Raw genomic sequence first — 25914 nt, 5'->3', positions numbered from 1 at the left:
GCACAGCGCAAGGAAACGCGCCGAACTTTGACCAGAAGGACAAACCCCTATCGTCACCAATGCAAAAAGCACCCGAAGGTGCTTTTTGCTTCCGGTTAGTCCGGAATATTTACACAGCAAATCGCAGGGATTTACTTGGTGTAAGCCTGCTCGCCGTGTGAGCTGATGTCCAGGCCTTCGCGCTCTTCTTCTTCAGAAACACGCAGACCAACTACCAGATCAACCAGCTTGTAGGAGATGACAGACACAACACCTGACCACACCAGGGTGACCAGAACGCCTTTGGCTTGCACAAACAATTGGTGTGCAATCACAAAGTCAGGTGCACCTGTACCGCCCAATGATGGTGCAGTCAATACACCAGTCATCAGCGCGCCCAAAATACCGCCCACACCGTGTACACCGAACACGTCCAGCGCGTCGTCAGCACCCAGCATGCGCTTCAGGCCGTTCACACCCCACAGGCAGATCACACCAGCCATCAGACCAAGCACAATCGCTCCCATTGGGCCGATCGTACCGCAGGCAGGAGTAATCGCAACCAGACCAGCCACAGCACCTGAAGCAGCGCCCAACATGGAGGCTTTGCCTTTGTGCAGGCCTTCAGCGATAGACCATGACAGCGTAGCGGCTGCAGTGGCGTACAGTGTGTTGATCATGGCCAGACCGGCTGTGCCGTTGGCTTCCAGGTTTGAACCGGCGTTGAAACCGAACCAACCCACCCACAACAGTGATGCGCCAACCATGGTCAGGGTCAGGCTGTGCGGAGGCATCGCTTCCTTGCCGAAACCAACACGCTTGCCGATCATGTAAGCACCCACCAAGCCAGCAACAGCGGCGTTGATGTGAACAACGGTACCACCAGCAAAGTCAATCGCGCCCTGCTTGAACATGTAACCGGCAGAGTCCCACACCATGTGTGCGATAGGCACGTAGGCGAAGGTGAACCACAGGGCACAGAACAGCATGACCGCAGAGAACTTCACGCGCTCGGCAAATGAACCCACGATCAAGCCGCAGGTAATCGCTGCAAAGGTCGACTGGAAGATCACGAACACGTATTCGGGGATCATCACACCAGGTGTGAAGGTTGCAGACAGCGATGCTGGCGTAATGCCATGCATGAACACCTTGCTGAAGTTACCCATGAACAGGCTGTCACCACCGCCGAAGGCAGCACTGTAACCGTAGATGCCCCACAGCACGATGATCATGCAGAACACAGAGAACACCTGCATCAGCACGGACAACATGTTTTTGGAACGAACCAGACCACCGTAGAACAGGGCCAGACCGGGAATGGTCATCAAAATCACCAGGATGGTGGCAACCATCATCCAGGTGGTGTCGCCTTTGTCCACGGTTTGCTTGGGTGTTGCTGCAGGTGCTGCAGCCTCAGGCGCGGCGGCAGGGGCTGCAGCAGGCGCAGCAGCAGCAGGAGCAGCCACTGTAGCAGCCGGTGCTGCGTCGTCAGCAAACACGGCGGGGGCGGCAGCGCTTAGGCCGATTGCCGCAGCTGCAAGCCAAATTGATAGAAGTTTTCTCATGATTTCCTCACCATCTTTCTGGTTAGAGTGCGTCTTTGCCAGTTTCACCGGTGCGAATCCGGGTCACGCTGAGCAGGTCAAACACAAAAATTTTGCCATCGCCGATCTTGCCGGTCTTGGCTGCTGCCTCAATGGCTTCGCAGGCCTGATCGACCAACGTGTCGTCTACGGCGGCTTCAATTTTTACCTTGGGCAGAAAGTCAACAACGTACTCTGCACCACGATAAAGTTCGGTGTGGCCCTTTTGGCGGCCAAAACCTTTAACCTCGGTCACTGTGATGCCCTGAACGCCAATTGCAGACAGCGCTTCACGGACTTCATCCAGCTTAAAAGGCTTAATGACTGCTGAGATTAGCTTCATTACGCTCTCCTGAAAGTTTGAATCGAAGAGGGTTAAACAGCGCCCCTCTTCGGAAGCGCTGTGCAAACCCGATTTAGAACGTTGTACCGACTGTGGCAATCAATGTGCCCTTGGTCAGTGTTTTGCCAAACAAGTCTTGAGCCTTGCTGTTCGTATCCACGTAAGCCAAGCTGAATGTGTATTTGCCGACAGTGTAAGCACCCGTCAAGCTGTAGTCGTCATAACTTTTGTTTGTACCTGCGGCAAAACCGTTGGCAATGGACTTGTCGTAAGTGGTGTGACCGTAATGGCCAGTAAGGCTAAACTTATCAGTCACGGGGTAGGTATAGCCCAGATCGTAATAGAGAGATCCGCGCAGGTCTGGCTTGGTTCCGGTTGAAGAAATCAGACCAAAGTAATTCTCGGAAGCTGCATATGACACTTTGGCGTAAGCATTCATATAAGAGGCTTTGCCGTACAGTTCGAACGTATTCAGCTTTTTGCCGTTGGTGTCCGTTGTTGCACGCTCATAGTAATAATACAAACCGCCCAGATCGTAACCAACTCCTTTAAACTCACCGCGGTATCCACCGTAAATGTCGGTTTCCAATCCATTGCTGCCGCTGCTAGTCACAGGACCTGTGCCGGCAAAGTTTACGTTTGAGTTCCAGTTACCCAAGTAAAATCCGTTGCCGAAATCAGCGTCGAATCCACCCTGGAACGCAGCACCACGGTTGGTTTGGGAAATACCACGGAACTTGTAGTCTGTGGTCAGGTTGGCGTTGGCTGTTACTTCAACAGCCATTGCAGAAGACATTGCTCCAAATGCAGCAGCCAGTACTACAGCTTTGGCGATTGCGGTTTTTCTCATTTCACTCTCCTAAAATTAGATGAATGCCGTGTATTTTTTATGGCAAAGGGGCATAAGCGAGAAGTGTGCCAAGCATTAAGAACTGCTTTAAAAGCGCGCAAACACGTGATTTCAGGCAAAATAGACCGCTCTATTACCGGTTTTAAAGAATACGCACCAAGTTTTTGCACCATTGCGGTGCATCAAGTGATTTCAGGAGAGCTCGACATTGAACAATTCGCCCATAGATCAGCTACAGGCACGCGTTGGCGGGTTTCTCAAGGCACGCGGCCTTGAAAATCTTGAAAACCCGGTTGCCCAATTGATGCGCCAAACCCTTCAGGAATTGAATTTCGTCAGCCTGGACGATTTTGAGGTTCAAAAAGAAATTCTCAATCGACTTCGGGAACGGGTGAAAGCGCTGGAAGCGCGCGTCGCCGAGCTGGAAGGCAAAACAGGTAGCACCCCCACCTAGCATCACCCCATGCAGCGAGGCATTGGTGGATTGTGGCGCACTGGGGTAAACAACAGGGTTTGCCTTCGCCACACACATCATGCCACTTGCCACACTGCACAGCCTGACCTTTCAAGGGGTCAAGCCGATACCGGTTCAAATTGAAGTGCATCTGTCTGCCGGGCTCCCCTCGTTCGCGATTGTGGGCCTGGCTGACACCGAGATTCGTGAATCCAAAGAACGTGTCCGGTCAGCGCTGATCAATTCAGGCTTTGAGTTTCCAAGCCAGCGAATCACAGTCAACCTGGCGCCCGCTGATTTGCCCAAAGGCACAGCGGTGTTTGACCTGGCCATCGCGTTGGGCATCGCCAGCGCATCGGGTCAACTTAAAAATGCGTCTTTGGATGACTGGCTGTTTGCAGGAGAACTCAGCCTGTCGGGGGCTTTGAAAGGCACCCGCAGTCCTTTTGCGCTGGCAGTGGCCGCGCGGCGAGAAAGCCAGCGACACCCCGCCCTGAAATTCATGCTGCCCGCCTGTGATCTACCGCACAGCCAAGGCGTGCCGGACCTCGAAATGTATGGCACCCCCACCCTGTTTGATGCCGCGGCGCACCTGGTGGGTCACGGTGAACCCCTGGAAGCGGCAAGGCACACACCATCACCCAAAGCAGTGGATGACCCAGTGGATTTTGCGGAGGTCACGGGTCACGATGCAGCCAAGCACGCCTTGCTGGTGGCCGCTGCAGGTCAACACCATGTGAGGTTGGTGGGCAGCCCGGGTAGCGGAAAGTCCATGCTGGCACGCCGTTTGGGCACCATATTGCCCCCATTGCCCTTCGACGACGCGCTCGACGTGGCCGCCATACGCAGCCTGAAGGGGGAGGGCAATGCATTGTCATTGAACCGCCCATTTCGAAATCCGCACGCCGGAAGCTCATTCATGGCACTGATTGGCGGTGGAAATCCACCAATGCCGGGTGAAATTACCTTGGCGCATCAGGGTGTGTTGTTCACCGACGAGGTTCTGGAGTTCGACCGGCGCAGCCTGGAGTCGCTGCGTGAGCCACTTGAAACGGGTCGAATCAACGTGTCCCGCGCGGGCCATCAGGCCACGTTTCCTTCCCGTTTTCTGTGGATTTGTGCGCACAACCCCTGCCCCTGCGGCTGGTTGGGGCACCCCGAAAAAAACTGCCGCTGCACGCCCGAACAAATTCGACGTTATCAAGGCAAACTGTCAGGCCCGCTGGCCGACAGGCTTGATATTTCGGTGGAAGTACACCCGATCGCCCCCGAGTTGCTGATCCAGGGCAAGCCAGATCCACAGGGCGAAGGAAGCTCGCGTGGCCTGAAACTACGCGTGGAAAAAACTCGGAAAGTGCAACTGGACCGCCAAGGCTGCCTGAATGGCGAATTGACCGCGGGGCAGGTGCAGCAGCATTGCCGAAGTGATTCGGAAGGCGAACGATTGTTGCTGCAATTCGCCCACAAGCATCATCTGTCGAGTAGGGCGCTGCACCGGATCAGCAGGGTGGCTCGCACGCTTGCCGATCTGGACGAGTGCACCGACATTCAGCGAAGGCACTTGGCCACCGCCATTCAATACCGCAAATCGCTTCACGGAGTGGCCTGACAGCAAACGAACCGCACCAAAACAGTGCAAACCCGCTTATTGAAGGTCTTTGACCAGCGCAGCCTGCGTTTCAGGCGCCACTTCAGGCAGCTCGAAACGGTAATTGGCGTGGTCAACGCCCACCGCCAGTGCTGCGCCCGATTTCAACGCAGCAATCATGGCTGGCGTCAATTCAAAGCGTAAAAAATGAACCGCCGAGGTTTTTTCGGCGTTTTCGCGGTCCAGATCCTCGTCTGCGATGGCAAACACCTTGTCAAAACCATCTGCACGAACCCACACACGGTCCTCAACACCGATCAACTTGCGCAGGGCCAGTGCGCGTTCTTCAGGGTCGCCGTACTCAATCATCATGGTGGCCTTGAAATTGTTGCCATCGGGCACCAGAGGGTTGTAGGCGTCCAGCTCGTCACGAATGCCGGTCTCCTCAAAGGTCTTTTCGATGCGAAGCATTTCCTGAATCTGATAACGAATGGTCAGCTCGTCTTCAAAAATCAGGGTGACATGGTCGCCCACATGCACAGTTCTGGCGCGCTTGTGGGGAATCAGCTTGTCTTTCCACGCCTGACGTTCTTTGGAATATTTTTCCAGGCTTAACAAACTGTCGAGGGTAATGGCTGGCATATTCAAACACTCCTGCTGCTTAAAGTCCGTATGCAATTCTTAACAAGGTCAAGGGATGGGCCATCTCGGGTGTTTTTTCAAGCTTGGCCTGTTCGCCAAGCTCGGCAATGCCCTGCGCGATGTGATGCCCGGCCAGTTGGCAATCGGAACTGATGTAATCGGGCGCTTTGGCGGCCATTTGCTTGAACACCGGTTTGCCGATTTTCATGGCCATGGCGTGAAATTCCTTTTTGACGCCCCAAGTGCCTGAATGACCCGAACAGCGTTCCACGGTGTTGACCGTGGTGTCTGGGATCATTTTCAGCATTTCTTCGGTTTTCTTGCCCACGTTCTGGACACGGCCATGACAAGGCACGTGATAACTGACATTGCCCAAGGCCTTCGGAAATTCCGCCTTCAATAATCCGTCCTTGTTGCGCGCAACAAAATATTGAAACGGGTCCCACATGGCGGCCTTGACCGCCTGCACGTCGGCATCGTCCGGGAACATCAGTGGCAATTCCTGCTTGAACATGAGTGTGCAAGAGGGAATGGCGGTCAAGATGGCGTAACCCTCGCGGGCCAGCCGCGCCAGAACCGGAATATTTTTGCTGGCCAGCTTGGCCACCGAATCCAGATCACCCAATTCAAGCTTGGGCATGCCGCAACAGGCCTCTTTTTCAGCAATCACATAGGGGATGTCGTTGTGCTGCAGAATTTTGACCAGGTCTTGGCCGATACCGGGTTCGTTGTAATTCACGTAGCAGGTGGAAAAGATCACCACCTTGCCGGGTGTTCGCTCACCGTCGATGACATTCGCGGGTGCGACAGCGCGATCGGCGCGGCTGGCTTTTTCAATGGATCTGAATTTTTTGGGTGCATAGGCTGGAATCCAGGCTGTTTTGTCGACACCCAAAGTGCTGTCCAGCGTGGAACGCATGGCCGCTGTTGAATTGATGGCATTCACCGCTTGGGTTACGATGGGAATGCCGGCAAAACTGCCCACGGCGTCCGTGCTGGACAGCATTTTGTCGCGAAACGATGCGCCCCCATTTTTGAATTTGATCGCCTTGGCCCGCAACATGGTGTGCGGAAAATCCAGATTGAATTCGTGGGGTGGGGTATACGGGCATTTACTCATGTAGCACATGTCGCACAGGTAACATTGGTCAACCACGTCCCAGTATTTTTCTTTCTCTACGCCATCAAGTTCCATGGTGGGGCTTTCATCCACCAGGTCAAACAGGGTGGGAAATGACCCGCACAGGCTGACGCACCGCCTGCATCCGTGGCAGATGTCGAAAATGCGCTCCATTTCATCGAAGCACTTTTTCTCGTCGTAAAAGTCAGGGTTTTTCCAGTCGATCGGATGGCGCGTTGGCGCCTCCAGGTTGCCTTCCGTCACCGTACCTGCAATGGCCATTCACAAACCTCCTTTTTTATTGTGAAAAAAGCCGCCAAAGCGTCGTGCTCTGGCGGCTTTTGACTGGGCTATCTCAACTCAAACAGCCGCCGTGCAAGTGCACGTGAACAATCCTCAAGCGTCCATGGTGTCCAGCGTGCGCTGGAACTTGTTGGCGTGGGAACGTTCAGCCTTGGCCAAAGTTTCGAACCAGTCGGCAATTTCATCAAAGCCTTCGTCACGAGCAGTTTTGGCCATGCCGGGGTACATGTCGGTGTACTCGTGGGTTTCACCGGCAATGGCTGACTTCAGGTTGTCGGCCGTGGCACCGAATTTCATGCCTGTGGCGGGGTCGCCGCACTGCTCCAGGTACTCGAGGTGCCCGTGGGCATGACCAGTTTCGCCTTCGGCAGTTGATCGGAACACGGCAGCCACGTCGTTGTAACCCTCAACGTCAGCCTTGGCTGCGAAATAAAGATAGCGGCGGTTTGCCTGAGACTCACCGGCAAATGCTGCCTTCAGATTTTCTTCTGTTCTTGATCCTTTCAATTCCATTTGATTGCCTCCAAATGCGTTTGGTCAAACTAAGGAACTTTGATTGTAGGACGATGAGATTTGAAGTCAAATAAATGATGCATATTTAAGCAATAGGCATGACCTATCACAAATGACTGGTTTGACGGCCGGGCCTGACAAACCAAACCCAGCTTGCAAACTGGCAAATCAGCAACACCAGCAGCGTGGCACGCATGGCCTCCTGATAGTCAAAACCACCGGCCAAAAACAGATCAATGCCCGCCCCAATGCCCCATTGAATGCCAAAGGCACCCACGAAAATCATCAAGTTGAGGGCGGTGCTGGAACGGCCTGTGAGATGCCTGGGAAAGGGTTTGTTGCAAATGGAATAAGTCATGATGCTGGACGCGCTGAAGAACGCATTGGCCAGCCACGCCCACAGCCCAGCTTGAGGGCCGTGAATGATCTGCCAAAGAAACAGCAGCATGGACATGCCCATGCCCACCAGCATGACTTGATCTTCATCGCCGCCCGCCTTTGAGATGCGGCGGGTGGCCACGCCCACGAGCATGTAGCCGAGCATCAGGACCACGGAAATCCAGAACATGTTCTGGGCTGCCGCCCGGTTGCTCAAACCTTCCACACGCGTAAACCAGGGGCCGATCCACAGTGCATTGAAAGCCATGAAACCACCCTGGTTGATGGTGGCCAAAGGCGCCATGCGCCAAAAGTGGCGGTGTTTGAAGATCGCCTTGTAGCCGTTGACCATCTCGCTCAGGCTTTGCGACTTTTGCGGTTTGAACAGGGCCGGCAAGGCAAACCACAGCAGGGCGGAGGCCACCAGACACAACACAGCAGTGCCGGCAAAAACGCCGCGCCAACCCAGCGTGGGCAACAGGGCCTCCACGGGCGTGGTAACACTGATCGCACCCACGGAGCCCGCCATCAACATCCACGACGACAATGAGGCCTGCATGTGGGGCCTGAAATACAGGGAGTACGCTTTCACGGCTGCCATCAAACAGGCTGAAGCCCCAATGCCGATCAAGGCACGCGCCAACCAGAGATTCAGGAAGGAGTGCGACATTGAAAACATCAGGGCCCCGGCAGCGGCCAGCACCATCAATGCGGATTCAACGCGGCGTGGCCCATATCGGTCGAGCATCACGCCCAGAGGCAGTTGCATGACGGCGAAGGCCAGAAAATAGGCCGAAGCAAGCAGACCAAGCTGGGTTGAACTGAGATGCAGTTCATCGACCAAAGGTTGGGCAATCACAGCGTTGATGACCCGAAACCCGTAAGACAAAATGTAGGCGGCCGCAAACATGAAAAACATGCGGAAAGCCAGAGTGCCGCCGACGTAGGTGTGTTCTACGCCGTCAGGCCCCAGTTCGCGCTGTATGTCGGGGTGATTTTCAACCATGCGTAACGCCGGACAGACTGAAACCGGAGAACCACTGACTGACAATGTCGGGGTTGAACTGATCTTCTCCGCCAATCAGAAACACCTCATAGACCCGATCGGTATGTTCAAAAAAGAAGGCCCTGGCCTTGAGCTTCTGGCCTTTGGTCGACACCCCCGAAATATCCAGATAACGGGCAGAAACACCGGCGTAGGTGGCATTGGTCAGCGCGCTGCTGTCTGAATTGATGTTGTGGGCCATGGCCAGTGCCAGCGCATCGATCAGCTCGGGCCCTTTGCCGGAAAGCCCACCCTGCAAGGGAATGTAGCCCACCGCGTAGTACAGGCCCTCCACGGCTACAGCCTGCATGCTCAGGGGCACATCCAGATTGAGAATGTTGACGGATCGGGTCACCACGGCTGCACGGCCGGGGAAGGTTGCGGTGTATCCCGCCTCCTGATTGGTAATTTCTCGCCAATTGTGACTGGGTGAACAGGCTGCCAGCGCAACAGACAACAACAGGATGGACAGGGCGTACTTGTAAATTCTCATGGGGACCACAATCTTGATAAGATAAAGACTTGTTAAGCGCATTCAGTGTAATGCATAAGGAAACACCATGAGCATCGTCAAATTCAGATCAAAGGCTGCAGCAGAAATCATCATGCTGGGCGAACACGCCGACATGCTGTTGAAAATCATCGGAAAAGAAAGGGGTGAACGGGGTGTGATTCAACCCCAAGACCTGTCAGAGGCGCACGCCAAACTGGTGGCCGCCGTGAACCGCGACAAAATGAGCCGCAGCCACGAAAACGAAGTCGACCCCCACGACCTGACCCCGCGTGAACGAGAGGTGCAACACAACCACGTCACGCTTGAACAACGGGCTTACCCGCTATTGAAGATGCTGGAAGAAGCCCAGAAGATGGACGTGGACGTGCATTGGGGGTTCTAGAACTCAGGACTGACGGCGCACCGGGCCGCTGCGACTTTCAATGTCGCGCTCAATCTGCTTGCCCAAGCCAACAATGAAGCCCAACTCGGCCACCACAAACAGCGGACCCACGGCAAGGCCGATGAGGTCGTCGACGAAGGCGGGCTTTCGTCCTTCGAAATAATGCCCCACAAACTGGATGACCCAGCCCAGCACAAAAACGCCAACACCCACGGACAGCCACACCGGGAAGGTTTGTACAGCAATGTGATTGGCCAGGCTAAGCAACACGCCATGAATGGCGAACATGGCCAGGCCGTAGACCAGGCTTAGGCGAAAGTAAAAGATGCTGGAAGCGATGAACACCAGCAATGCAGGGGTGAATGACAGGCCAAACAATACAAAGTGGGGCCGCGCCAGCAGCACGAACACTGCCAATACGATCAGCGGAATGCCTACAAAATGCGTGGCAATGTTGCGTGAATCACGGTGATATGCGGCGTATTGGCTAAGCTGATCTACCAGGGTTTTCATGTTGGACAAGTCTCCTTTGGAATAAGGTCATCGTCTCAAATATTCTTGAATTGATCTGTCAAATACGCGACATTAATGCGTATTGTCATCGAAAACCCAACACACTCAACAAAGCGAGACATGCAAGCTTCCCAAATTCATCGCACACTAAGCCGCGGTAAATGGTATGCCAACCTGTCAGCGCCCTTGCAATCGGCGCTGGCCGAGCAGGGGCAGGTGCGACAGCTGCCATCGGGGCAGCGCTTGTTCTCGCGTGGCGACTGTGCCGACGGCATTTACGCCGTCTTAAATGGTTGCGTTCAGATCGTGGGCACGTCCCGATCGGGGGTGGATGACAAACGGGTCATATTGACCCTGATCGAACCCCCCGACTGGTTTGGTGAAATTTGCCTGTTTGACCGACAACCCAGAACCCACGACGCCATTGCAGACGAGCCAGCAACGCTGTTGCATGTTCGTCAATACACCCTTGACACCCTGTTTGCGCAGCACCCCCACTATTGGCGAGAATTCGGTTTGCTGTTGACGCAAAAAATCAGGCTTATGTTCGGTGCGATTGAAGACGCAGCCTTGCTGCCCACGCCAATCCGATTGATACGCCGCCTGGTCCAAATGACCGAGGGTTACGGCATTCGATGCGAGCAGTCGGGCATATTGGGTTCGCGCACTGTCAATGTGTCACAGGAAAAGCTGTCCTCCATATTGGCGATCTCACGCCAGACCGTGAACCAGATTCTCAAGGAACTTGAGAATGAAAACCTGATCGGAATCCGCCGGGGTTCTCTTGAAATACTCGACCTGCAGACCCTGAAACAGAAAGCTCAGTTGTAACTGTATTTTCGAAGTTGAGTGCAGTATTCGCGGCAATCGCTGATCACGCACCCCTCTAGTTCTGGTTCAGGGCCACGGCCCTGCCAACCAGCAACACTGGCCCGGACGGCTTGTCATAAGGCGAGCCGTTGCGGGGCTCCAATGTGACTTCAAACAGCTGTTGATCCATCAAGGCTGGCAATGCCGACGCGGGCAATACCAAGGGTTTGCCCAATTCCACCAGGCCCAATGAGGTAGGACCTTTTGCACCAGGTTCTTTGGTCCAGAACTGCAAGGACTTGCCCTGTTCTTGAGGAGGCGTTTGCAATGGCAGACGACCAATTTGATACAGGGCCACCGTGCCATTGGCTTGCGCTTCGACCAGCCACTCACCTTGATCAAGGTTGCCGCCTGGTTGCGGATTTTTCAAAATGGCCACGTAACGGGCGGCCGGGGAATGCACACTAAACAACTGACTTGAAACGCCGACCAGGGCCACAGTGGCGCCCACCGCCCAGCCTTTCCAGAGCGTGGAGAGCCAACGCGACGAACCGATTGATGACTTGTTGCCCTCCGTGTCCAGAGAACTGCTGATACGGCGCCAAACCCCACCCGGTGCAGGCGGTGCGTCTATTCGGGTGGACAGGGTTGCAAAGTGATCTGTCCAGTCCTGAACCGCGCGCGTCAGCGCCGGGTCTTGAGCCATGCGGGCTTCAAAGTCTCGGCGCTCGCTGTCGGACAGCACGCCCAGCACATATTCACCGGCATCCATGTGTTTGAGATCCGTTTGCGATTCACTCATCCCAAACACTCCTTCAATTTAAGCAATCCACGCCTGATCCACGACTTCACACTGCCAAGTGGCGCCCCTAGTCGATGGGCCACTTCTTCGTGGCTGTACCCGTCCAGAAAAGCCAGCAAAATGGCGTTGCGTTTGGTTTCTTCCAAATTGGCCAGACATCGGCTCAGCCGTTGGGCATCCTGCGCCAACTCCTGATTGTCTTCCTGCCCCAACTCGGGCAAATCGTGGTCTTCTGCGTTGACTTCGCTTTTGTGTTTTCTCAATTCATTGAGGGCCTGATTGCGAACCACGGTGTACACCCATCCGCGGGCCGAGCCCAGCGCGGGGGAATACAGTTTGGCGCGCTTCCAGACCTTCAACATGGCATCATGAAGCACCTCTTCAGCCAGTTCACGGCGTTTGACCAACCTTAGAACCACCGCGTACAACCAGCGGCTGTCACGCGCGTAGATGGCCTGCAGCGCAAAACGCTCGCCCCTGGCACAGGCCAGCAAGGCGGCTTCGTAGTCAAATTCGGTTTGATCGGGTTGAAATTGAGCGCTCACTGATCACACTACCCCTGAGAAGACAGCCTGGATGCACGGCACCGTTTCAATCTTCCAGCAGGGCGCGCAACATCCAGGCTGTCTTCTCATGAATATCCATGCGCTGGGTCAGAATGTCAGCGGAAGGCTGATCATTGGCAGAATCCACCACGTCAAACACTTCACGCGCAGTGCGTGCAATGGCCTCGTGTCCTTTGGCCAGCAATTCAACCATGGCCAGCGCTTTGGGGGGGTTTGCAGGGGCGTCAGCCAGCGTGCTCAGCTTGCTGAACTCGGCATACGAGCCCGGGGCGTGAAAACCGAGTGCTCGAATGCGTTCGGCAATCGGGTCTACCGCATTCCACATCTCGGTGTACTGGCCCATGAACATGGTGTGCAGTGTATTAAACATTGGCCCGGTCACGTTCCAGTGAAAATTGTGCGTGGTGAGGTAAAGCGTGTACGTTTCAGCCAGCAGCCGGCTCAAGCCCTGCGCAATGGCAGCCCTTTGAGATTCAGGAATGCCTATATTGATCGATGGCATGTCTGGCTTTTTGGCGGACTTTGATGGGTTGGACTTGGCCATGGTTTCTCCTTGTCTGTTATGGGTTCATCAGGGGGTTTAATGTTTCTGCAATGCCGTTGATGTGCACAGAGCTGAAATACAGTTTTTTGCCCACAGGGGTGACTTGGGTGATGTAGTAGTAGCCGTTTGCCTTGGGGGCCTGCAGATTTTCAAGCACCTTGCCTTGGGCATCGAATGCAAGCGCCATGGCGTGTGGCTTGACCGGAAACTCGACATGCACCAGCAGTCGGCTGAGCGCTTTGCGCAAAGCGGGTTTGTCAGACAGGAAATCCAGCATGGGGTCGCGCAGGCTTGGAATGGCGACCCAAAAAACATCGTGACCGTCGTTTCGGATGTTGTCGGGAAAGCCTGGCAGGTTGTCCACAAAGGTGTCTGATTGACCCTGTTTGTCCCCCTTGAGCCAGTACCGGGTAATTCGGTAAGCACCGGTCTCGTTCACCAGAACGTAATCTTCGGCGCTGGACAGGGTTACGCCGTTTGCAAACTGAAGACCAGACAGCAAGGTTTGTGTCTGACCTGTTTCAAAGTCATAACGCAAAAGGCGACCGTGGCCTTGATGTTCCAGAATGTCGAGTGTGAATTCGGGATATTTGAATTTGCTGGAAGCATCAGTAAAGTAAGCGTAATGGCCGTCTGCCGTGACAGCCACGTCGTCGGTGAAACCAAACGGAACACCGTCTGCCTGTTGAGACAACACCTTGACACCCCCCTCGGGCTGGATTTGAAGCAGGCCGCGTTGCCCGTCTGCCACAATCAGGCCAACCCGGGGGTTGTACACCATGCCCAGTGGTCGGCCGCCCGTGTTTGCGAGCAAGGCAAACGGCGCAGTGGTTGGCAGATTTTTGACCCGCAAATCACCCGGATTCAAACGCACCACCTCGCCGGTGTTCATGCCTGTGTACAGCACGCCATTGGGCCCGGGGGCAATCGATTCGGGCTGAAGCAGATTGAATGAACCAAACACTTGTGTGTTTTGCAGCTTGTCGTTGCTGGCGTAAACACCATCCGTCAAACTGGGTGCAGCCTGTGGGGTCCAGGCCACCGGACTTGCCGGTGTTTCACCAAACAGGGCCACCGCCACAATAAGTGCCACCGGCACAAACACCACCCAGAACAACCATTTTTTTGAAAGAGTCATGTCCGTATTCAATTCAGATCGACAGTCTTTGATCATAACGTTTTGCACAGCGGCGTCCCGGCAAACGCTGGAAAACAGAACCACTAAGTCGCATCGAATGTGTCAAATTGCGTCAACTGACTTTTAGGGTTTGTCCGATTGGGAAAAGGCCCGGTGAACTCTTATAGTGCATTTTTGACCTTCAACATGAGACCCAAGCCATGAGCACCGCCAGCACATCCTCGCTTCAACCCTTTCACCTGGCCTTTCCTGTGGACAACATCGCGGTGGCGCGCCAGTTTTACGGTGAAGTGATGGGCTGTGAAGAGGGCCGCAGCGCAGAACACTGGGTGGACTTCAATTTTTTCGGCCATCAGCTGGTGGCCCACCTGGCCCCTGAAGAATGCGGGACCACAGCGACCAGCGATGTGGATGGCCACAAGGTGCCCTGCAAACACTTTGGCGTGATTCTCACGATGGAACAGTGGCATGCGCTTGCTGATCGCCTGAAGGCCCGGGGCACAAAATTTGTGATTGAGCCCTACATTCGTTTCAAAGGGCTGCCCGGTGAGCAGGCAACCATGTTTTTCATGGACCCGGCAGGAAACGCGCTGGAGTTCAAGGCATTTGCCAACATGGATCAGATTTTCGCGAAATAAGTACGTCATCTTCGCGGACTGGGGGAACTCTCCCCCAAACGGGTATTTCGTCACCCCAGGGGTACTTTCGGTATTCTGAATTGAATGAAACGACGTTAAGTCAGTCATTCGCTCAGGATGCCAGCCCATGAATTTTTCCCTCACACGCCAGTCCATCACAGCAGAAGATGCGGCCAGGTTTTTGCAGCAGGCCCAGTTCTCTTCCACACCCGCTGAAATCGATCGGGTTCAGAAGATGGGATTTGAGCCCTGGTTAAATGGACAAATCAACCGGCCACCGGAGCAAAGCGGCTGGGACTGGTTGGTCGCTCAAGGTTTCAACCAGGACACCAGTGGGGGCTTCAAAGCCGCCAACAGCATGATCTGGTTTCAGCTGATAGGTCAGGACGATCAAGTCCGCAAGCGGGTTGCGCTGGCATTGTCAGAGTTTTTCGTGGTGTCGGCCAAAGGACTCGGCGGCGTTCCCAAACCAAAATCTTTCGCCGTTGCTGCTTGGTGGGATCTGCTGAACGAGCAAGCCTTTGGCAATTTCAGAACCCTGCTGGAACGGGTCACGCTGTCGTTTCCGATGGGCAAATACCTGAGTACCCTGAACAATCAACGGGCCAATCCGAAAACGGGGCGTGCCCCCGACGAGAATTACGCTCGGGAAGTGATGCAGCTGTTCACAATTGGTTTGGTGCAACTGAATCTGGATGGCACCCCGCGACTGGACGCATCAGGCAACACCGTTGACACGTACTCGCAAGACGACATTACCAATTTGTCACGCGTGTTCACGGGTTGGCACGCTGACCTGGCGGGCGAGCAGTTGCCGGAGAACCCGGCCCGCTTCAAGAACCCCATGCAGTTCGCACCCCGACGCCACAGCCCTGAAGACGTTCAGTTTCTTGGCTTGCACATTCCGGCAGGCACCGACGGTGAATTGGCTTTGGAAATGGCGCTTGACCACCTGTTCGAACATCCCAACACAGGGCCGTTTTTCTGCCGCCAGATGATTCAGCGCCTTGTGACCAGCAACCCAAGCCCGGCCTACGTGAAACGCGTGGCCCAGAAGTTCAACAACAACGGGCAAGGTGTGCGTGGAGACTTGGCCGCGGTGTTCAAAGCCATTCTGCTGGACCGTGAGGCGCGCCAGTACGACCCCCACAATCCAACCCATGGAAAAATTCGGGAACCCATGGTGTGTTTTGTGCAGTGGGCCAAAACATTCAATGCGCAACCCGAGAACGGCGCCTGGAATATTCCGAACCTGGACCGCCCTCTGGGTCAAAGCCCGTTCACGGCGGCGTCTGTTTTCAATTTCTTTCGACCCGATTACGCCCTGAAAAGTGCGAGCCAGCCGGTGCGACCTTTTTATGCCCCCGAGATGGAAATCACGAACGAGTCCACCACGGCAAGCTACGCCAACTTCATGCAGGCGGTCGCGTCCGGACGGATGAAGCAGCTCAAACCCGATTACAGTGGTTTGTTGGCGCTGGCGAATCAACCGGGTGCGCTGGTAGAACAGTTGAACACCCTGCTGTGTGCAGGTCAATTAAGCGCTGAAAGTGCAGAAGTGATTGCAGGGGCCGTGAAAGACAGTGAAAGCGGACCCAAAGGCCCGGCCGCCAAGGTGGCCACGGCGGTCTTTCTGGTCATGATTTCCCCGGACTATCGCGTGCAGAGGTAAACAAAATGGTCAGCAGCACGAAACCCGGATTTCAAAGCCGCAGGCTTTTTTTGAAGCGCTCGGCCCAAGTGGCGGCCATGGGCGCAGCCTCTCCTTGGGCAATGGGCTTGAACAGCCTGTGCGAGGCAGCGGCATTGCATGCGGACGATTACAAAGCCATTGTGTGCGTGTTTCTGTATGGCGGAAATGATTACGCCAACACAGTGGTGCCCTATGACGACGTCAATCACAGCGCTTACGCTGCGGTGCGTGAGGGCATGGCGTTTGACCGAGACCGCTTGACTGCAACGCTGTTGAAGCCAAAAACACCGTTGCCCCAGGATATGCAGTTTGCCCTTGCGCCTGACCTGGCCCCCCTGATGCCTTTGTTTAACCAGGGCCAAATGGCTGTGCAGTTGAATGTGGGCCCGCTGGTGGAACCCACCACCTTCGACACTTACAAAAGTGGCAAAGTGGCTTTGCCCAACAAGCTGTTTTCACACAATGACCAGCAATCCGCCTGGCAAAGCGACCAACCACAGCTGGCACGCAGCGGCTGGGGCGGGCGGATCGGCGACCTCATGATGGCACACAACCACAAAGCGGCGCTGACCTGCATTTCAGTGCATGGCAACGCCCTGTTTGTCAGTGGTGAAAGGGCTGTGTCGTATCAAATCAGCCCGGAAGGGGTCATTCCCTTCCACTGCCTGCAACGTCCACTTTACGGGTCAGACCAAGCCTCTGAGGCGGCGTTGCGCCTGTTGATGCAACGCAGCCCACATGTGTTGGAACAGGCTTATCTGGACGTGGTTCAACGGTCTATCGCGCTGGAAAAAGACCTGTCGGCAGCCCTTGGTGAGCTGCCCGCCCTGAAAACCACTTTTCCGGACAACAACCCACTGGCAGAGCAGTTGAAAATGGTGGCCCAGTTGCTGGCGGCCCACCCCAGGTTGGGCCTGAAGCGGCAGGTGTTTATGGTGGGCCTGGGCGGATTTGACACCCATGACAACCTGGCCGGCAGACACCCTGAGTTGATGCAAACGCTGGCTGCTGGCCTGGCTGCCTTTCAAACCAGCGTGCAAGAACTGGGACTGGAAAAGCAGGTGTGTACCTTTACAGCGTCTGATTTTGGAAGAACCCTGAGTTCAAACGGCGATGGGACCGACCACGGTTGGGGCGGCCACCACTTCGTGATTGGCGGTGCAGTGCAGGGTGGACGTTTCTACGGCACGCCCGAACCCACAGCACTGACCGGGCCCCAATACACTGATCGCGGCCGCTTGATCCCCACCACTTCAACGGATCAGTTTGCCGCGTCCTTGGCGCGCTGGATGGGCGTGCCCACCAGCGAATTGCCCACGATTTGTCCGAACATTCAGCGCTTTGATCTGACCCCCGGACTGTTGGTCTGACCAATTACTCGTCGCCCGTCCACACAATTTTGTAAAGGTCGCGGCGACGATCCAGAAAATTGCGCACCGACCCTTCGTTTTTGAGGGTTTGAAGCTTGTCCAGATCGACGTCCACGATGAGGGTCATCTCAGTGTTGGGCGTGGTCTCAGCCATGATGGCGTCGTGCGGAAACGCAAAGTCGGACGGTGAAAACACCGCGGTTTGCCCGTACTGAATGTCCACATTGTCGACCTTGGGCAGGTTGCCGAAACTGCCTGAAATGGCCACATAGCACTCGTTTTCAATTGCGCGGGCCTGCGCACAGCGTCGCACACGCAAGTAGCCGTTTTTGGTGTCGGTCCAGAAGGGCACCAGCAAAATCTGCATGCCCTTGTCGGAGAGTAGGCGACTGAGTTCGGGAAATTCCGAATCGTAGCAAATCAACACACCCACTTTGCCAAAGTCGGTGTCAAACACTTTCAGACGTGTGCCGCCTTCCATCAGCCACTCGCGCTTTTCATGCGGGGTGGGGTGAATTTTGTATTGTTCGTCCACCGTGCCGTCGCGCCGGCACAGGTAGGCCACGTTGTACAGCACGCCGTCTTCCATCACCGGCATGGAGCCAGCCACCACATTGATGTTGTAACTCACCGCCATGCGCGACATGGCGTCGCGGATCTGGTCGGTGTAACCTGCCAGGTGGCGGATGGCCTCCAGTGAATTGCCATTGCCCGCCAGGCCCATCAGCGGGGCGTTGAAAAACTCGGGGAACAGGGCCACGTCGCAGCGGTAGTCGCTGAGGGCGTTGATGAAATACTCGGCCTGTTTGATGACGTCTTCGGCGCTGTGAAATTCGCGCATTTGCCACTGCACGCAGCCTATGCGGGCCGTGGTTTTGGGCGCTCCAAACAACTGGGGCTTTTCGGCCTCATAGTAAATGTTGAACCACTCCAGCAGGGTGGCGTAACCCATGGATTCCTTGTCTTCGGGTAGGTAGCCCTTCAACACCTGTTTCACCTCGAAATCGTTGCTGAGCTGAAAGGTCAGAATGGGGTCGTAGATGTCTTTGCGCCGAACTGCCTCGATGTACTGTTGCGGCGACATGGTCTCTTTGTAATCCCGATAACCCGGAATTCGGCCACCGGCCATGATGGCGCGCAAGTTCAGGTTCTGGCAAAGCTCCTTTCGGGCTTCGTAGAGACGACGGCCCAAGCGCATATTGCGATATTCGGGGTCGGCAAACACGTCAATGCCATACAACACATCGCCTTTGGGGTCGTGCGTGGTGGCATACACATTGCCGGTGATTTCCATGTAGGTGTGTTTGTCGCCAAATTTGTCGTAATCCACCACCACGGCAAATGCAGCCGCAATGACCTTCCCGTCGTCTTCAATGCAGATTTGACCTTGGGGAAAAGTTTTGAGAATGGACAGAAACTTGGCTTCGGGCAGGGCACCCCCTGCGCTGTGATACACCGCCCGCATGATGCGGGCGATGTCCGGATAGTCGGACGGGCACAGGGTTCGGAGTGTCAAGCGATGCTCGACATGGGTGCTTTCTGTGGAATCCGTTTGATCGATTTGAGTCGTCAAAACGCGTACCTCCTGAGATTGCTACTTTCTCATGGTAACACCTTGAACCCACCCCCCAAAGCACTGACCATGACAAGCAAGGCGCTTTGCTGGCTGCCCCAGGCCTGGGCCCAGTCCAGTTGGGCGTTCAGCAAGTTGCGTTGGGCGTCCAACAATTCAAGTTTACCAGACACCCCGGCGTCGACCCGCTTTTGCGCCAACTCCACCGTGCGCTGCAGGCTTTGTACATGTTGTGCGCGGGTTGTCAGCCGGTCTCGCGCCTGCATTTGCGAAGTGATGGCGTCGTCTACTTCACCGAAGGCCTTGCGAATGGCGGCCTCGTAGTTGATGACGGCCTGATTGCGCTGCGCAAGCACCACATCGCGCTGGCTTTGCAACTGCCCCGCCTGAAAGATGGGCTGGGTGATGTCGGTGGTGAAGCTCCAGATGCGTGAAGGGCCAGTGAACAGGTTTTTCAGGTCAGCGCTTTCTCGCCCTGCCACGCCGGTCAGGCTGATCGTCGGGAAAAACGCGGCCCGGGCTGCAGCCAGGTTGGCGTCAGCGGCCTTCAACTGCTGTTCGGCGGCGGCCAAGTCCGGGCGACGCAGCAGCAAGTCACTGGGGGTGCCTTCCGGCACCACCACAAACTTTGACAAGGTCAGGCTGTCCGTTTGCAGCGGTTCAATCGGTGGCGGATTGCCCCCCAACAGAATCGACAACGCCGTTTGCGCCTGCGCGTAGTTTTGCCGCAAATCGGGCAATTGGGCTTTCACAGCCAGATACTCGGATTCGGTCTGGCGCAATTGGAGCTCGTTGGTCAAACCCACGTTGAAGCGTTGCTGAGCCAGGTCGAGCGCCTGCTTGCGGCTTTCAGTGGTTTCTTCAGCAATTTTGACCAGCAAGCCATAGACGCGCACCCGCGTGTACAGGCTGGCAGCGGTTGTCGACACGCTCAAACGCACGCCCGACAGGTTGTAGCCCTGGGCCATGAACTGTGCAGCGGCGGCGTCTTGCAGGTCGCTGATGCGCCCCCAGAGGTCAAGTTCCCAGCTGGCGCCCAACACCAGCTTGTTGTCTTCATACACACTGTTGGCACCAAACACCGGCACGTTGCCTGCGCGGGTCGGCTTGTTGCGGTTTTTGGTGAACTCGCCAAATATGGCAGGCCACTTGTTGCTTTTGGCAATGCCCAGTTGTGCGCCCGCTTCATTCAGTCGCTGTTCAGCCAAACGAACATCGGTGTTGTTCTTCAAGGCCTGTTCAATGATTGCGGTCAGTTGCGGATTGTTCAACAGCAACCACCACTGTTCGTCCTTGACTTCATTCGGGCCCACTGCAGTGGCGTCTGATGGCACCTGAACTGCTGGCATGGTTTGTGGAACAGGCTTGCTCAAACCCAAGCTTTGAAGCTGGGATGCGCAGCCGCTCAGGGCCAGCGTGACTGCGCTGGCCAAAATCAGCTTATTCATGCTGCTCTCCTTGTTGTTCTTCTTCATCGCCGTGGTGGCGTCCGCCCACTTTGCTGCGGTCAATCAATCGATAGAACAGGGGAACAAAGAAAATGGCCAACAGTGTTGCTGCTGTCATGCCACCCATGACCCCCGTACCCACCGCTGTTCGAGCGCCCGCGCCAGCACCTGTCGAGAAGGCCAATGGCACCACGCCCAGAATGAAGGCCAGCGACGTCATCAGAATGGGGCGGAAACGCAGACGGGCTGCCTCAAGTGAGGCCTCCAGTGCACCCATGCCCTGCGTGCGTTTGAGAACGGCATATTCCACAATCAAAATGGCGTTTTTGGCGGCCAAGCCCAGCAAAGTGACCAAACCAATCTGGAAGTACACGTCGTTGCTCATACCCCGCAGCCAGACCGCCAACAGGGCACCGAACAAGCCAAACGGCATGGCCAGCAACACAGACAAGGGCAAGGTCCAGCGCTCATACTGGGCGGCCAGAATCAGGAACACCATGAGGGCACCCAACACCAGTGCAAAGCTGGATGAGCCAGAGGCCCGCTTTTCCTGGAAGGATGCACCTGAAAATTCATAGGTGAACCCTTTGGGCAAGACCTTGGCAGCCACGTCTTCCACGGCCTTGATTGCCTCGCCAGAGCTGACACCCGGCGCGCCACTGCCCAGCAACTTGACCGCTGGCAGGTTGTTGTAGCGCGTCAGGGTTTCCGGACCCGCCGAATACTCCACCTTGGCAAAGGCACTGACCGGCACCATTGCACCGGTGTTGGACCGCACGTACATGTTGCCGATGTCGGCCGGGTTGGTTCGGTACTGTTTGTCAGCAGACATCAAGACCTGCCAGGTGCGCCCATATTTGTTAAAGTCGTTGACGTAATAGGTGCCCAGGCTTGCGCTCAGGGTGTTGAACACATCGTTCAGGTTCAGACCCAGTGCACCCGCACGCTCGCGATCCACGTCCACGTAGAGCTGCGGCGTGCTGGCCCGCCAGAGGGTCTGCACCATGCCGAGGCGAGGGTCCTTCTTGGCCGCGGCCATGAAGTCTTGCGTCACCTTGGCCATTTCCTGAACAGACGCGTCGCTTTTGTTCTGAATGTAGAACTCAAAGCCACCGGCCTGCCCCAAACCAAAAATGGGCGGGGGCGCGAAAGCCAGCACCAAGCCTTCCTTGATGTTGGCCGTCTGACCGAACAATTCGCCCACCAGTTGCTTGGTGTCCTTGGTGCGTTCGTCCCAGTGTTTCTGAGTCACAAACATGGTGGCGGCGCTGTTTTTGTAGCTGCCCCCCAGGAAGTCGAAACCCGTAAACGCCACAGAGAACTCGTTGGCGGGGTCTTGCTTGATTTTGTCGACCACTTCGCTGACCACCTTGTCAGTGCGTTGCAAGGTGGCGCCATCGGGCAAGAAGACCGCTGCGATGTAGTAGCCCTGGTCTTCGTCAGGCACCAGCGAACCGGGAATTGCTTTCCACAGGCCTGCCGTCAATCCCAGCATCACCACAAACAGCACGATGCCGAGCAAAGGGCGCGCCGTCAGAAACCGCACGCCACCGACGTAGCGCTGGGTCAAACGGCCAAAGCCGTTGTTGAAGGCCCGGAAGATGCGCGAGTCGGATTTGTGCTCGTGTTTAAGAATCAGCACGCACAGGGCTGGCGTCAGCGTCAAGGCCACAATGCCGGAAATGATCACGGCGATGGCAATGGTGATCGCAAACTGGCGATACAGCTCACCGGTCAATCCGCCCAAAAACGCAATCGGCACAAACACAGCGGTCAGCACCAGCACAATGGCCACCACTGGGCCGGTCACTTCACGCATGGCCTGAATGGCTGCGCGCCGAGCCGGCAAGTGGTCTTCGTGCATGATCCGTTCCACGTTTTCAAGCACCACAATGGCGTCGTCCACCACGATACCAATGGCCAGCACCATGCCAAACAGCGTCAGCGTGTTGATCGAGTACCCCAGCAGGTACAGACCGGCAAACGTACCGATGAGTGACACGGGCACGGCCAGGGTCGGAATCAGCGTGGCGCGCCAGTTTTGCAAAAACACAAACACGACGATGAACACCAGCACCATGGCTTCCAGCAGGGTTTTGATCACCTCGCGAATGGAGACCTTCACAAAACGGGTGGTGTCATAGGGCACCGCGTAGTCCAGACCCTCGGGAAATTGCTCTTTCAGCTCATGCAAGGTTTTGTTGACCTCGTCGGCCACACCCAGGGCGTTGGCACCGGGTTGCAGGAAAATACCCACCAGAGTTGCTGGCTTGCCATTGACTCGGCCAATGAAGTTGTAGTCCTTGGAGCCCAGTTCAACCCGAGCCACGTCTTTCAGACGCAAGGCGGAACCGTCCGGATTCACACGCAACAGAATGTTTTCAAACTGCGCGGGGTCGCTCAGGCGGCCTTGGGTGGTGATGGTGTACACCAGTTGCTGGTTGTCCATGATGGGCGCTTCACCCACCTTGCCCGCGGCAAACTGTGCATTTTGCTCGTTGATGGCATTGGCAATGTCTTGTGCCGTCAACTTCAGCTGTGCCATGCGGTCCGGCTTGATCCAGATGCGCATTGCGTAGTCTTTCGCGCCAAAAATCTGGACGTTGGTGGTGCCTGGAATGCGCTTCAAGCGATCCAGCACGTTCAGTGTCACGTAGTTGGACGTGAAAAAGTCGTCGTACTTGCCGCTGGGCGAGAAAAACGCCACCACCTGCAAAAATGAAGACGAGCCTTTTGTAACGGTGACCCCTTGCCTGCGCACTTCAGTGGGCAGAATGTTTTCAACCTGTTTGACCCGGTTGTTGACGTTCAGGGCGGCCTGATCTGCGTCGGTGCCGATCTCGAAGGTGACGTCAATTTCCAGCGCACCGCTGGAAGAGGACGTGGAACTCATGTACATCATGTTTTCCACGCCGTTGACCGCGTTTTCAATGGGGGCAGCCACTGTTTTGGCAATCACCTCGGCAGAAGCGCCGGGGTATGCTGCGCGAATTTGCACCACGGGCGGTGCAATTTCAGGATATTGGGCAATCGGCAGGGCACGCATGGACGCCAGACCCGCCAGCACAATGAAAATGGACAAAACAGCCGCAAACACCGGCCTGTCGATAAAAAATCTCGAAAACATGCTGTGTGCCCCTTATTGTTTGGCAGCAGGGGCAGCCGCGGGTGCGGCCTGCTTGTTTGCGTTGCCGGCCGCCTGCATTTGCGGTGCAACGGGGGTTCCCGGTGGGGTCTTGATGTAGCCATCGGTGATCACCTTGTCGCCGGCATTCAGGCCGCTGGTGATGACCCACTGGTCACCGCTCCACTGTGCAACCTTCACAGGACGGGGCGCCACCTTGCTGTCCTTGTCCACTGTCATGACGATCTTTCCACCCATGGGGCTTTCAATGACGGCGCGCTGGGGCAAGAGAATGGTGTTTTTTTCAACGGCACCGCTGACGCGCACGCGCACAAACTGCCCCGGGCTAAGTGCGTCATTTTTGTTGTCAAACAAAGCGCGTGCATCCACTGTGCCTGTGGAGGTGTTGACGCGAACATCCTGAAACGCAAGACGGGCCTGCATGCCATTGGGTTTGCCTTCGGAGTTCAGGATTTCAACTTTCAGGCCACCCTTGTCGAGCTGAATGTTGCCGTTGGCAAGCCCCTCGCGCAAGGTGGTGTTGTCGCCTTCCGGCATGCCGAAGTTGGCATAAACCTTGTCCACCTGAGTCACTGTGGTCAACAAGTCTTGGGGGCCAGTCACCAGGCTGCCTTCCGTTTTCAGCGAACGGCTGACGTAACCACTGACGGGTGATTCAACACGGGCATAACCCAGGTTCAAGCGTGCCTCACGCACGCGGGACGCGGCCACCGCCTGATTGGCTTGTGCCAGTTCAACGGCTGATTTTGCATTGTCATATTCGGCCTGAGAAACCGCTTTGCTGGCAATCAAAGGCTCAATTCGATTGAAATCGCGCTTGGCCTGCGCCGCCTGTACATCTGCTGTTTTTTGATCAGCCAGGGCCTTGGCGAGTGCAGTTTCGTATGGCGCATTGTCGAGTTTGTACAAGGACTGACCTTGCTTGACCCGACCACCTTCTTCAAACAGTCGCTTCTCGATGATGCCAGACACACGCGGGCGAATTTCCACCTCACGAACACCAGAAATCTGGGCCGGATATTCAAAAGTCAGCTCAAAAGGCTTGGGCTGCACTTCCACCACCGGCACGGGCACCGCTTGCGGCGCACCCTGGCCTGGTGCCTGCGCACCCGCCTTGCTGTTGCAGCCCGCCAGCATTAACAAGGATGCAGCACCGATCAATAAACCGGGAAGTACTGTCACTCTGGAAAACCCGTTCAAATACTGGGAACTGGATGCCGACGTTTGCATGATTTACCTCTGTTGTCTTGTTGCCCGTCGCTGAAGCGACTGATTGATTTATTGACCGATTGGTCAGATAATACATACATACATCAATGTATGTAAACCCGTTTTAATGAATTCTTGATGACACCGTGGCACGAAAGACGCGAGAAGAAGCACTGGAAACCCGAAACCTGATACTGGACACCGCAGAGGCGGTGTTTTCAGAAAGAGGGGTTTCCAGAACATCCTTGAATGAGATTGCCAGGTCGGCGGGCTTGACCCGTGGGGCCATCTATTGGCACTTTAAAAACAAGGCGGATCTGTTTGAAGCCATGATGCAGCGGGTGTTTTTGCCCATGGAAGAATTTGCCCAGGAATCCGCCCAGGCGACCGAAGCAAATCCATTGGACCGCATTCGAAACACGGCCCTTCAAGTGGCCGACATGATGGTGAATGAAGAGCGGGCGAGACGGGTTTTCGAAATCGTGATGCACAAGATGGAACTGGTCGACGACATGCTGCCCATGCGGGACAGACACCTGCACGGCCGCAATGAATGCATCGGCAAAGTGGAGTCGGACTTTCAGGTTGCCCTGAGCCGAAATTTGCTGAAAAGCCATGTGAAACCACACGAGGCCGCAATCGGCCTGCATGCCATTCTAGATGGATTGATTGCCAATTGGGTACTTGAACCTGCGGCCTTTGATTTACAGGCGCAGGCCCGTTTCACCATTGACGCTTTTCTGGCTGGGCTGACTTCGCAGCCCTGAG

General features: G+C 55.7%; 25 protein-coding genes. 8 read left to right on the top strand and 17 right to left on the bottom strand.

Annotated elements, in window-relative coordinates; all coding sequences use genetic code 11:
• Window positions 1-131: 131 nt before the first annotated feature.
• The 3 genes from QQJ87_RS02680 to QQJ87_RS02670 all read right to left on the bottom strand — a co-directional run bounded on the left by QQJ87_RS02680 (window position 132) and on the right by QQJ87_RS02670 (window position 2758).
• Window positions 132-1547, bottom strand: coding sequence for an ammonium transporter (locus QQJ87_RS02680; protein ID WP_284279784.1), 1416 nt, complete (start codon window positions 1545-1547; stop codon window positions 132-134).
• A 22-nt stretch (window positions 1548-1569) separates the two neighbouring features.
• Complete coding sequence (locus tag QQJ87_RS02675; protein ID WP_284279783.1) at window positions 1570-1908, bottom strand: P-II family nitrogen regulator; 339 nt, start codon at window positions 1906-1908, stop codon at window positions 1570-1572.
• A 73-nt stretch (window positions 1909-1981) separates the two neighbouring features.
• Window positions 1982-2758, bottom strand: coding sequence for a TorF family putative porin (locus QQJ87_RS02670; protein ID WP_284279782.1), 777 nt, complete (start codon window positions 2756-2758; stop codon window positions 1982-1984).
• A gap of 208 nt (window positions 2759-2966) precedes the next feature.
• On the opposite strand from QQJ87_RS02670, the gene QQJ87_RS02665 reads away from it, so the two are divergent.
• Together QQJ87_RS02665 and QQJ87_RS02660 are read left to right on the top strand one after the other, a co-directional pair.
• Window positions 2967-3212 carry an accessory factor UbiK family protein gene (locus QQJ87_RS02665; RefSeq protein ID WP_284279781.1) on the top strand — a complete coding sequence of 82 codons (246 nt, stop codon included), beginning with the start codon at window positions 2967-2969 and terminating at the stop codon, window positions 3210-3212.
• Between the two features lie 79 nt (window positions 3213-3291).
• Entirely contained in the window at window positions 3292-4821 is a 1530-nt protein-coding gene (locus tag QQJ87_RS02660) for a YifB family Mg chelatase-like AAA ATPase (RefSeq protein WP_284279780.1), read from the top strand.
• Window positions 4822-4857: 36 nt separating this feature from the next.
• On the opposite strand, the gene QQJ87_RS02655 is transcribed toward QQJ87_RS02660, so the two are convergent.
• The 5 genes from QQJ87_RS02655 to QQJ87_RS02635 all read right to left on the bottom strand — a co-directional run bounded on the left by QQJ87_RS02655 (window position 4858) and on the right by QQJ87_RS02635 (window position 9294).
• Window positions 4858-5442: a DUF3501 family protein gene (locus QQJ87_RS02655; protein ID WP_284279779.1), complete on the bottom strand. Its 585-nt coding sequence runs from the start codon at window positions 5440-5442 to the stop codon at window positions 4858-4860.
• Window positions 5443-5461: 19 nt separating this feature from the next.
• Window positions 5462-6844 (bottom strand): (Fe-S)-binding protein, encoded by a 1383-nt coding sequence (locus tag QQJ87_RS02650; RefSeq protein ID WP_284279778.1) that lies wholly within the window; start codon window positions 6842-6844, stop codon window positions 5462-5464.
• A 114-nt stretch (window positions 6845-6958) separates the two neighbouring features.
• Window positions 6959-7378, bottom strand: a complete 420-nt coding sequence (locus tag QQJ87_RS02645) for a rubrerythrin family protein (RefSeq protein ID WP_284279777.1) — start codon at window positions 7376-7378, stop codon at window positions 6959-6961.
• A gap of 106 nt (window positions 7379-7484) precedes the next feature.
• The gene (locus QQJ87_RS02640; protein WP_284279776.1) at window positions 7485-8762 is read right to left on the bottom strand and encodes an MFS transporter; all 1278 of its coding nucleotides are present in this window, start codon (window positions 8760-8762) and stop codon (window positions 7485-7487) included.
• Window positions 8755-9294 (bottom strand): hypothetical protein, encoded by a 540-nt coding sequence (locus QQJ87_RS02635; protein ID WP_284279775.1) that lies wholly within the window; start codon window positions 9292-9294, stop codon window positions 8755-8757. Before QQJ87_RS02635 ends, QQJ87_RS02640 begins: the two co-directional genes overlap by 8 nt.
• A gap of 67 nt (window positions 9295-9361) precedes the next feature.
• On the opposite strand from QQJ87_RS02635, the gene QQJ87_RS02630 reads away from it, so the two are divergent.
• Window positions 9362-9697 carry a DUF1840 domain-containing protein gene (locus QQJ87_RS02630; protein ID WP_284279774.1) on the top strand — a complete coding sequence of 112 codons (336 nt, stop codon included), beginning with the start codon at window positions 9362-9364 and terminating at the stop codon, window positions 9695-9697.
• Window positions 9698-9700: 3 nt separating this feature from the next.
• Here QQJ87_RS02630 and QQJ87_RS02625 read toward each other — a convergent pair whose 3' ends face one another.
• Window positions 9701-10210 (bottom strand): Mpo1 family 2-hydroxy fatty acid dioxygenase, encoded by a 510-nt coding sequence (locus tag QQJ87_RS02625; protein WP_284279773.1) that lies wholly within the window; start codon window positions 10208-10210, stop codon window positions 9701-9703.
• Window positions 10211-10330: 120 nt separating this feature from the next.
• Here QQJ87_RS02625 and QQJ87_RS02620 point away from each other — a divergent pair, with 120 nt between their 5' ends.
• Window positions 10331-11041 carry a Crp/Fnr family transcriptional regulator gene (locus tag QQJ87_RS02620; protein WP_284279771.1) on the top strand — a complete coding sequence of 237 codons (711 nt, stop codon included), beginning with the start codon at window positions 10331-10333 and terminating at the stop codon, window positions 11039-11041.
• Window positions 11042-11096: 55 nt separating this feature from the next.
• Here the strand turns inward: QQJ87_RS02620 and QQJ87_RS02615 are convergent, their stop codons facing one another.
• Genes QQJ87_RS02615 through QQJ87_RS02600 form a run of 4 tightly spaced genes read right to left on the bottom strand, consistent with a single transcriptional unit; the run spans window position 11097 to window position 14070 of the window.
• A complete protein-coding gene (locus tag QQJ87_RS02615) occupies window positions 11097-11822 on the bottom strand; it encodes an anti-sigma factor (protein ID WP_284279770.1) in 726 nt (241 codons plus the stop codon).
• Window positions 11819-12367, bottom strand: a complete 549-nt coding sequence (locus QQJ87_RS02610) for a sigma-70 family RNA polymerase sigma factor (protein WP_284279769.1) — start codon at window positions 12365-12367, stop codon at window positions 11819-11821. Before QQJ87_RS02610 ends, QQJ87_RS02615 begins: the two co-directional genes overlap by 4 nt.
• Before the next feature lie 46 nt (window positions 12368-12413).
• Window positions 12414-12932, bottom strand: coding sequence for a Dps family protein (locus tag QQJ87_RS02605; RefSeq protein ID WP_284279768.1), 519 nt, complete (start codon window positions 12930-12932; stop codon window positions 12414-12416).
• 16 nt (window positions 12933-12948) lie between these two features.
• Entirely contained in the window at window positions 12949-14070 is a 1122-nt protein-coding gene (locus tag QQJ87_RS02600; protein ID WP_284279767.1) for an SMP-30/gluconolactonase/LRE family protein, read from the bottom strand.
• Window positions 14071-14270: 200 nt separating this feature from the next.
• Between QQJ87_RS02600 and QQJ87_RS02595 the strand changes: the two genes are divergently transcribed.
• The 3 genes from QQJ87_RS02595 (at window position 14271) to QQJ87_RS02585 (ending at window position 17771) form a co-directional block, all read left to right on the top strand.
• Window positions 14271-14708, top strand: coding sequence for a VOC family protein (locus tag QQJ87_RS02595; RefSeq protein ID WP_284279766.1), 438 nt, complete (start codon window positions 14271-14273; stop codon window positions 14706-14708).
• 127 nt (window positions 14709-14835) lie between these two features.
• Window positions 14836-16380, top strand: coding sequence for a DUF1800 domain-containing protein (locus QQJ87_RS02590; RefSeq protein WP_284279765.1), 1545 nt, complete (start codon window positions 14836-14838; stop codon window positions 16378-16380).
• Between the two features lie 5 nt (window positions 16381-16385).
• Window positions 16386-17771: a DUF1501 domain-containing protein gene (locus tag QQJ87_RS02585; RefSeq protein WP_284279764.1), complete on the top strand. Its 1386-nt coding sequence runs from the start codon at window positions 16386-16388 to the stop codon at window positions 17769-17771.
• Window positions 17772-17775: 4 nt separating this feature from the next.
• Here QQJ87_RS02585 and QQJ87_RS02580 read toward each other — a convergent pair whose 3' ends face one another.
• Genes QQJ87_RS02580 through QQJ87_RS02565 form a run of 4 tightly spaced genes read right to left on the bottom strand, consistent with a single transcriptional unit; the run spans window position 17776 to window position 25167 of the window.
• Window positions 17776-19344, bottom strand: a complete 1569-nt coding sequence (locus tag QQJ87_RS02580) for a carbon-nitrogen hydrolase family protein (RefSeq protein ID WP_284279763.1) — start codon at window positions 19342-19344, stop codon at window positions 17776-17778.
• 29 nt (window positions 19345-19373) lie between these two features.
• Window positions 19374-20792, bottom strand: coding sequence for an efflux transporter outer membrane subunit (locus tag QQJ87_RS02575; RefSeq protein WP_284279762.1), 1419 nt, complete (start codon window positions 20790-20792; stop codon window positions 19374-19376).
• The gene (locus QQJ87_RS02570) at window positions 20785-23919 is read right to left on the bottom strand and encodes an efflux RND transporter permease subunit (protein WP_284279761.1); all 3135 of its coding nucleotides are present in this window, start codon (window positions 23917-23919) and stop codon (window positions 20785-20787) included. The genes QQJ87_RS02575 and QQJ87_RS02570 overlap by 8 nt, the downstream gene beginning before the upstream one ends.
• Before the next feature lie 12 nt (window positions 23920-23931).
• Window positions 23932-25167 carry an efflux RND transporter periplasmic adaptor subunit gene (locus QQJ87_RS02565; protein WP_284279760.1) on the bottom strand — a complete coding sequence of 412 codons (1236 nt, stop codon included), beginning with the start codon at window positions 25165-25167 and terminating at the stop codon, window positions 23932-23934.
• A gap of 125 nt (window positions 25168-25292) precedes the next feature.
• On the opposite strand from QQJ87_RS02565, the gene QQJ87_RS02560 reads away from it, so the two are divergent.
• On the top strand, window positions 25293-25913 hold the full coding sequence (locus QQJ87_RS02560; protein WP_284279759.1) for a TetR family transcriptional regulator: 621 nt from the start codon (window positions 25293-25295) through the stop codon (window positions 25911-25913).
• Window position 25914: the final 1 nt, after the last annotated feature.

This window comes from Limnobacter litoralis (genome assembly GCF_030160455.1).
GTDB classification, from domain to species: domain Bacteria; phylum Pseudomonadota; class Gammaproteobacteria; order Burkholderiales; family Burkholderiaceae_B; genus Limnobacter; species Limnobacter litoralis.
The sequence above is the reverse complement of the archived record's forward strand: the minus strand, read 5'-3'. Positions and strand labels throughout refer to the sequence as shown.

Excerpts from the sequence above, each read along its gene's own strand:
- QQJ87_RS02680 (WP_284279784.1), bottom strand. The coding sequence starts at position 1,547 with ATGAGAAAACTTCTATCAATTTGGCTTGCAGCTGCGGCAATCGGCCTA.
- QQJ87_RS02675 (WP_284279783.1), bottom strand. The coding sequence starts at position 1,908 with ATGAAGCTAATCTCAGCAGTCATTAAGCCTTTTAAGCTGGATGAAGTC.
- QQJ87_RS02670 (WP_284279782.1), bottom strand. The coding sequence starts at position 2,758 with ATGAGAAAAACCGCAATCGCCAAAGCTGTAGTACTGGCTGCTGCATTT.
- QQJ87_RS02660 (WP_284279780.1), top strand. The coding sequence starts at position 3,292 with ATGCCACTTGCCACACTGCACAGCCTGACCTTTCAAGGGGTCAAGCCG.
- QQJ87_RS02655 (WP_284279779.1), bottom strand. The coding sequence starts at position 5,442 with ATGCCAGCCATTACCCTCGACAGTTTGTTAAGCCTGGAAAAATATTCC.
- QQJ87_RS02650 (WP_284279778.1), bottom strand. The coding sequence starts at position 6,844 with ATGGCCATTGCAGGTACGGTGACGGAAGGCAACCTGGAGGCGCCAACG.
- QQJ87_RS02645 (WP_284279777.1), bottom strand. The coding sequence starts at position 7,378 with ATGGAATTGAAAGGATCAAGAACAGAAGAAAATCTGAAGGCAGCATTT.
- QQJ87_RS02640 (WP_284279776.1), bottom strand. The coding sequence starts at position 8,762 with ATGGTTGAAAATCACCCCGACATACAGCGCGAACTGGGGCCTGACGGC.
- QQJ87_RS02635 (WP_284279775.1), bottom strand. The coding sequence starts at position 9,294 with ATGAGAATTTACAAGTACGCCCTGTCCATCCTGTTGTTGTCTGTTGCG.
- QQJ87_RS02630 (WP_284279774.1), top strand. The coding sequence starts at position 9,362 with ATGAGCATCGTCAAATTCAGATCAAAGGCTGCAGCAGAAATCATCATG.
- QQJ87_RS02625 (WP_284279773.1), bottom strand. The coding sequence starts at position 10,210 with ATGAAAACCCTGGTAGATCAGCTTAGCCAATACGCCGCATATCACCGT.
- QQJ87_RS02620 (WP_284279771.1), top strand. The coding sequence starts at position 10,331 with ATGCAAGCTTCCCAAATTCATCGCACACTAAGCCGCGGTAAATGGTAT.
- QQJ87_RS02615 (WP_284279770.1), bottom strand. The coding sequence starts at position 11,822 with ATGAGTGAATCGCAAACGGATCTCAAACACATGGATGCCGGTGAATAT.
- QQJ87_RS02605 (WP_284279768.1), bottom strand. The coding sequence starts at position 12,932 with ATGGCCAAGTCCAACCCATCAAAGTCCGCCAAAAAGCCAGACATGCCA.
- QQJ87_RS02600 (WP_284279767.1), bottom strand. The coding sequence starts at position 14,070 with ATGACTCTTTCAAAAAAATGGTTGTTCTGGGTGGTGTTTGTGCCGGTG.
- QQJ87_RS02595 (WP_284279766.1), top strand. The coding sequence starts at position 14,271 with ATGAGCACCGCCAGCACATCCTCGCTTCAACCCTTTCACCTGGCCTTT.
- QQJ87_RS02590 (WP_284279765.1), top strand. The coding sequence starts at position 14,836 with ATGAATTTTTCCCTCACACGCCAGTCCATCACAGCAGAAGATGCGGCC.
- QQJ87_RS02585 (WP_284279764.1), top strand. The coding sequence starts at position 16,386 with ATGGTCAGCAGCACGAAACCCGGATTTCAAAGCCGCAGGCTTTTTTTG.
- QQJ87_RS02575 (WP_284279762.1), bottom strand. The coding sequence starts at position 20,792 with ATGAATAAGCTGATTTTGGCCAGCGCAGTCACGCTGGCCCTGAGCGGC.
- QQJ87_RS02570 (WP_284279761.1), bottom strand. The coding sequence starts at position 23,919 with ATGTTTTCGAGATTTTTTATCGACAGGCCGGTGTTTGCGGCTGTTTTG.
- QQJ87_RS02565 (WP_284279760.1), bottom strand. The coding sequence starts at position 25,167 with ATGCAAACGTCGGCATCCAGTTCCCAGTATTTGAACGGGTTTTCCAGA.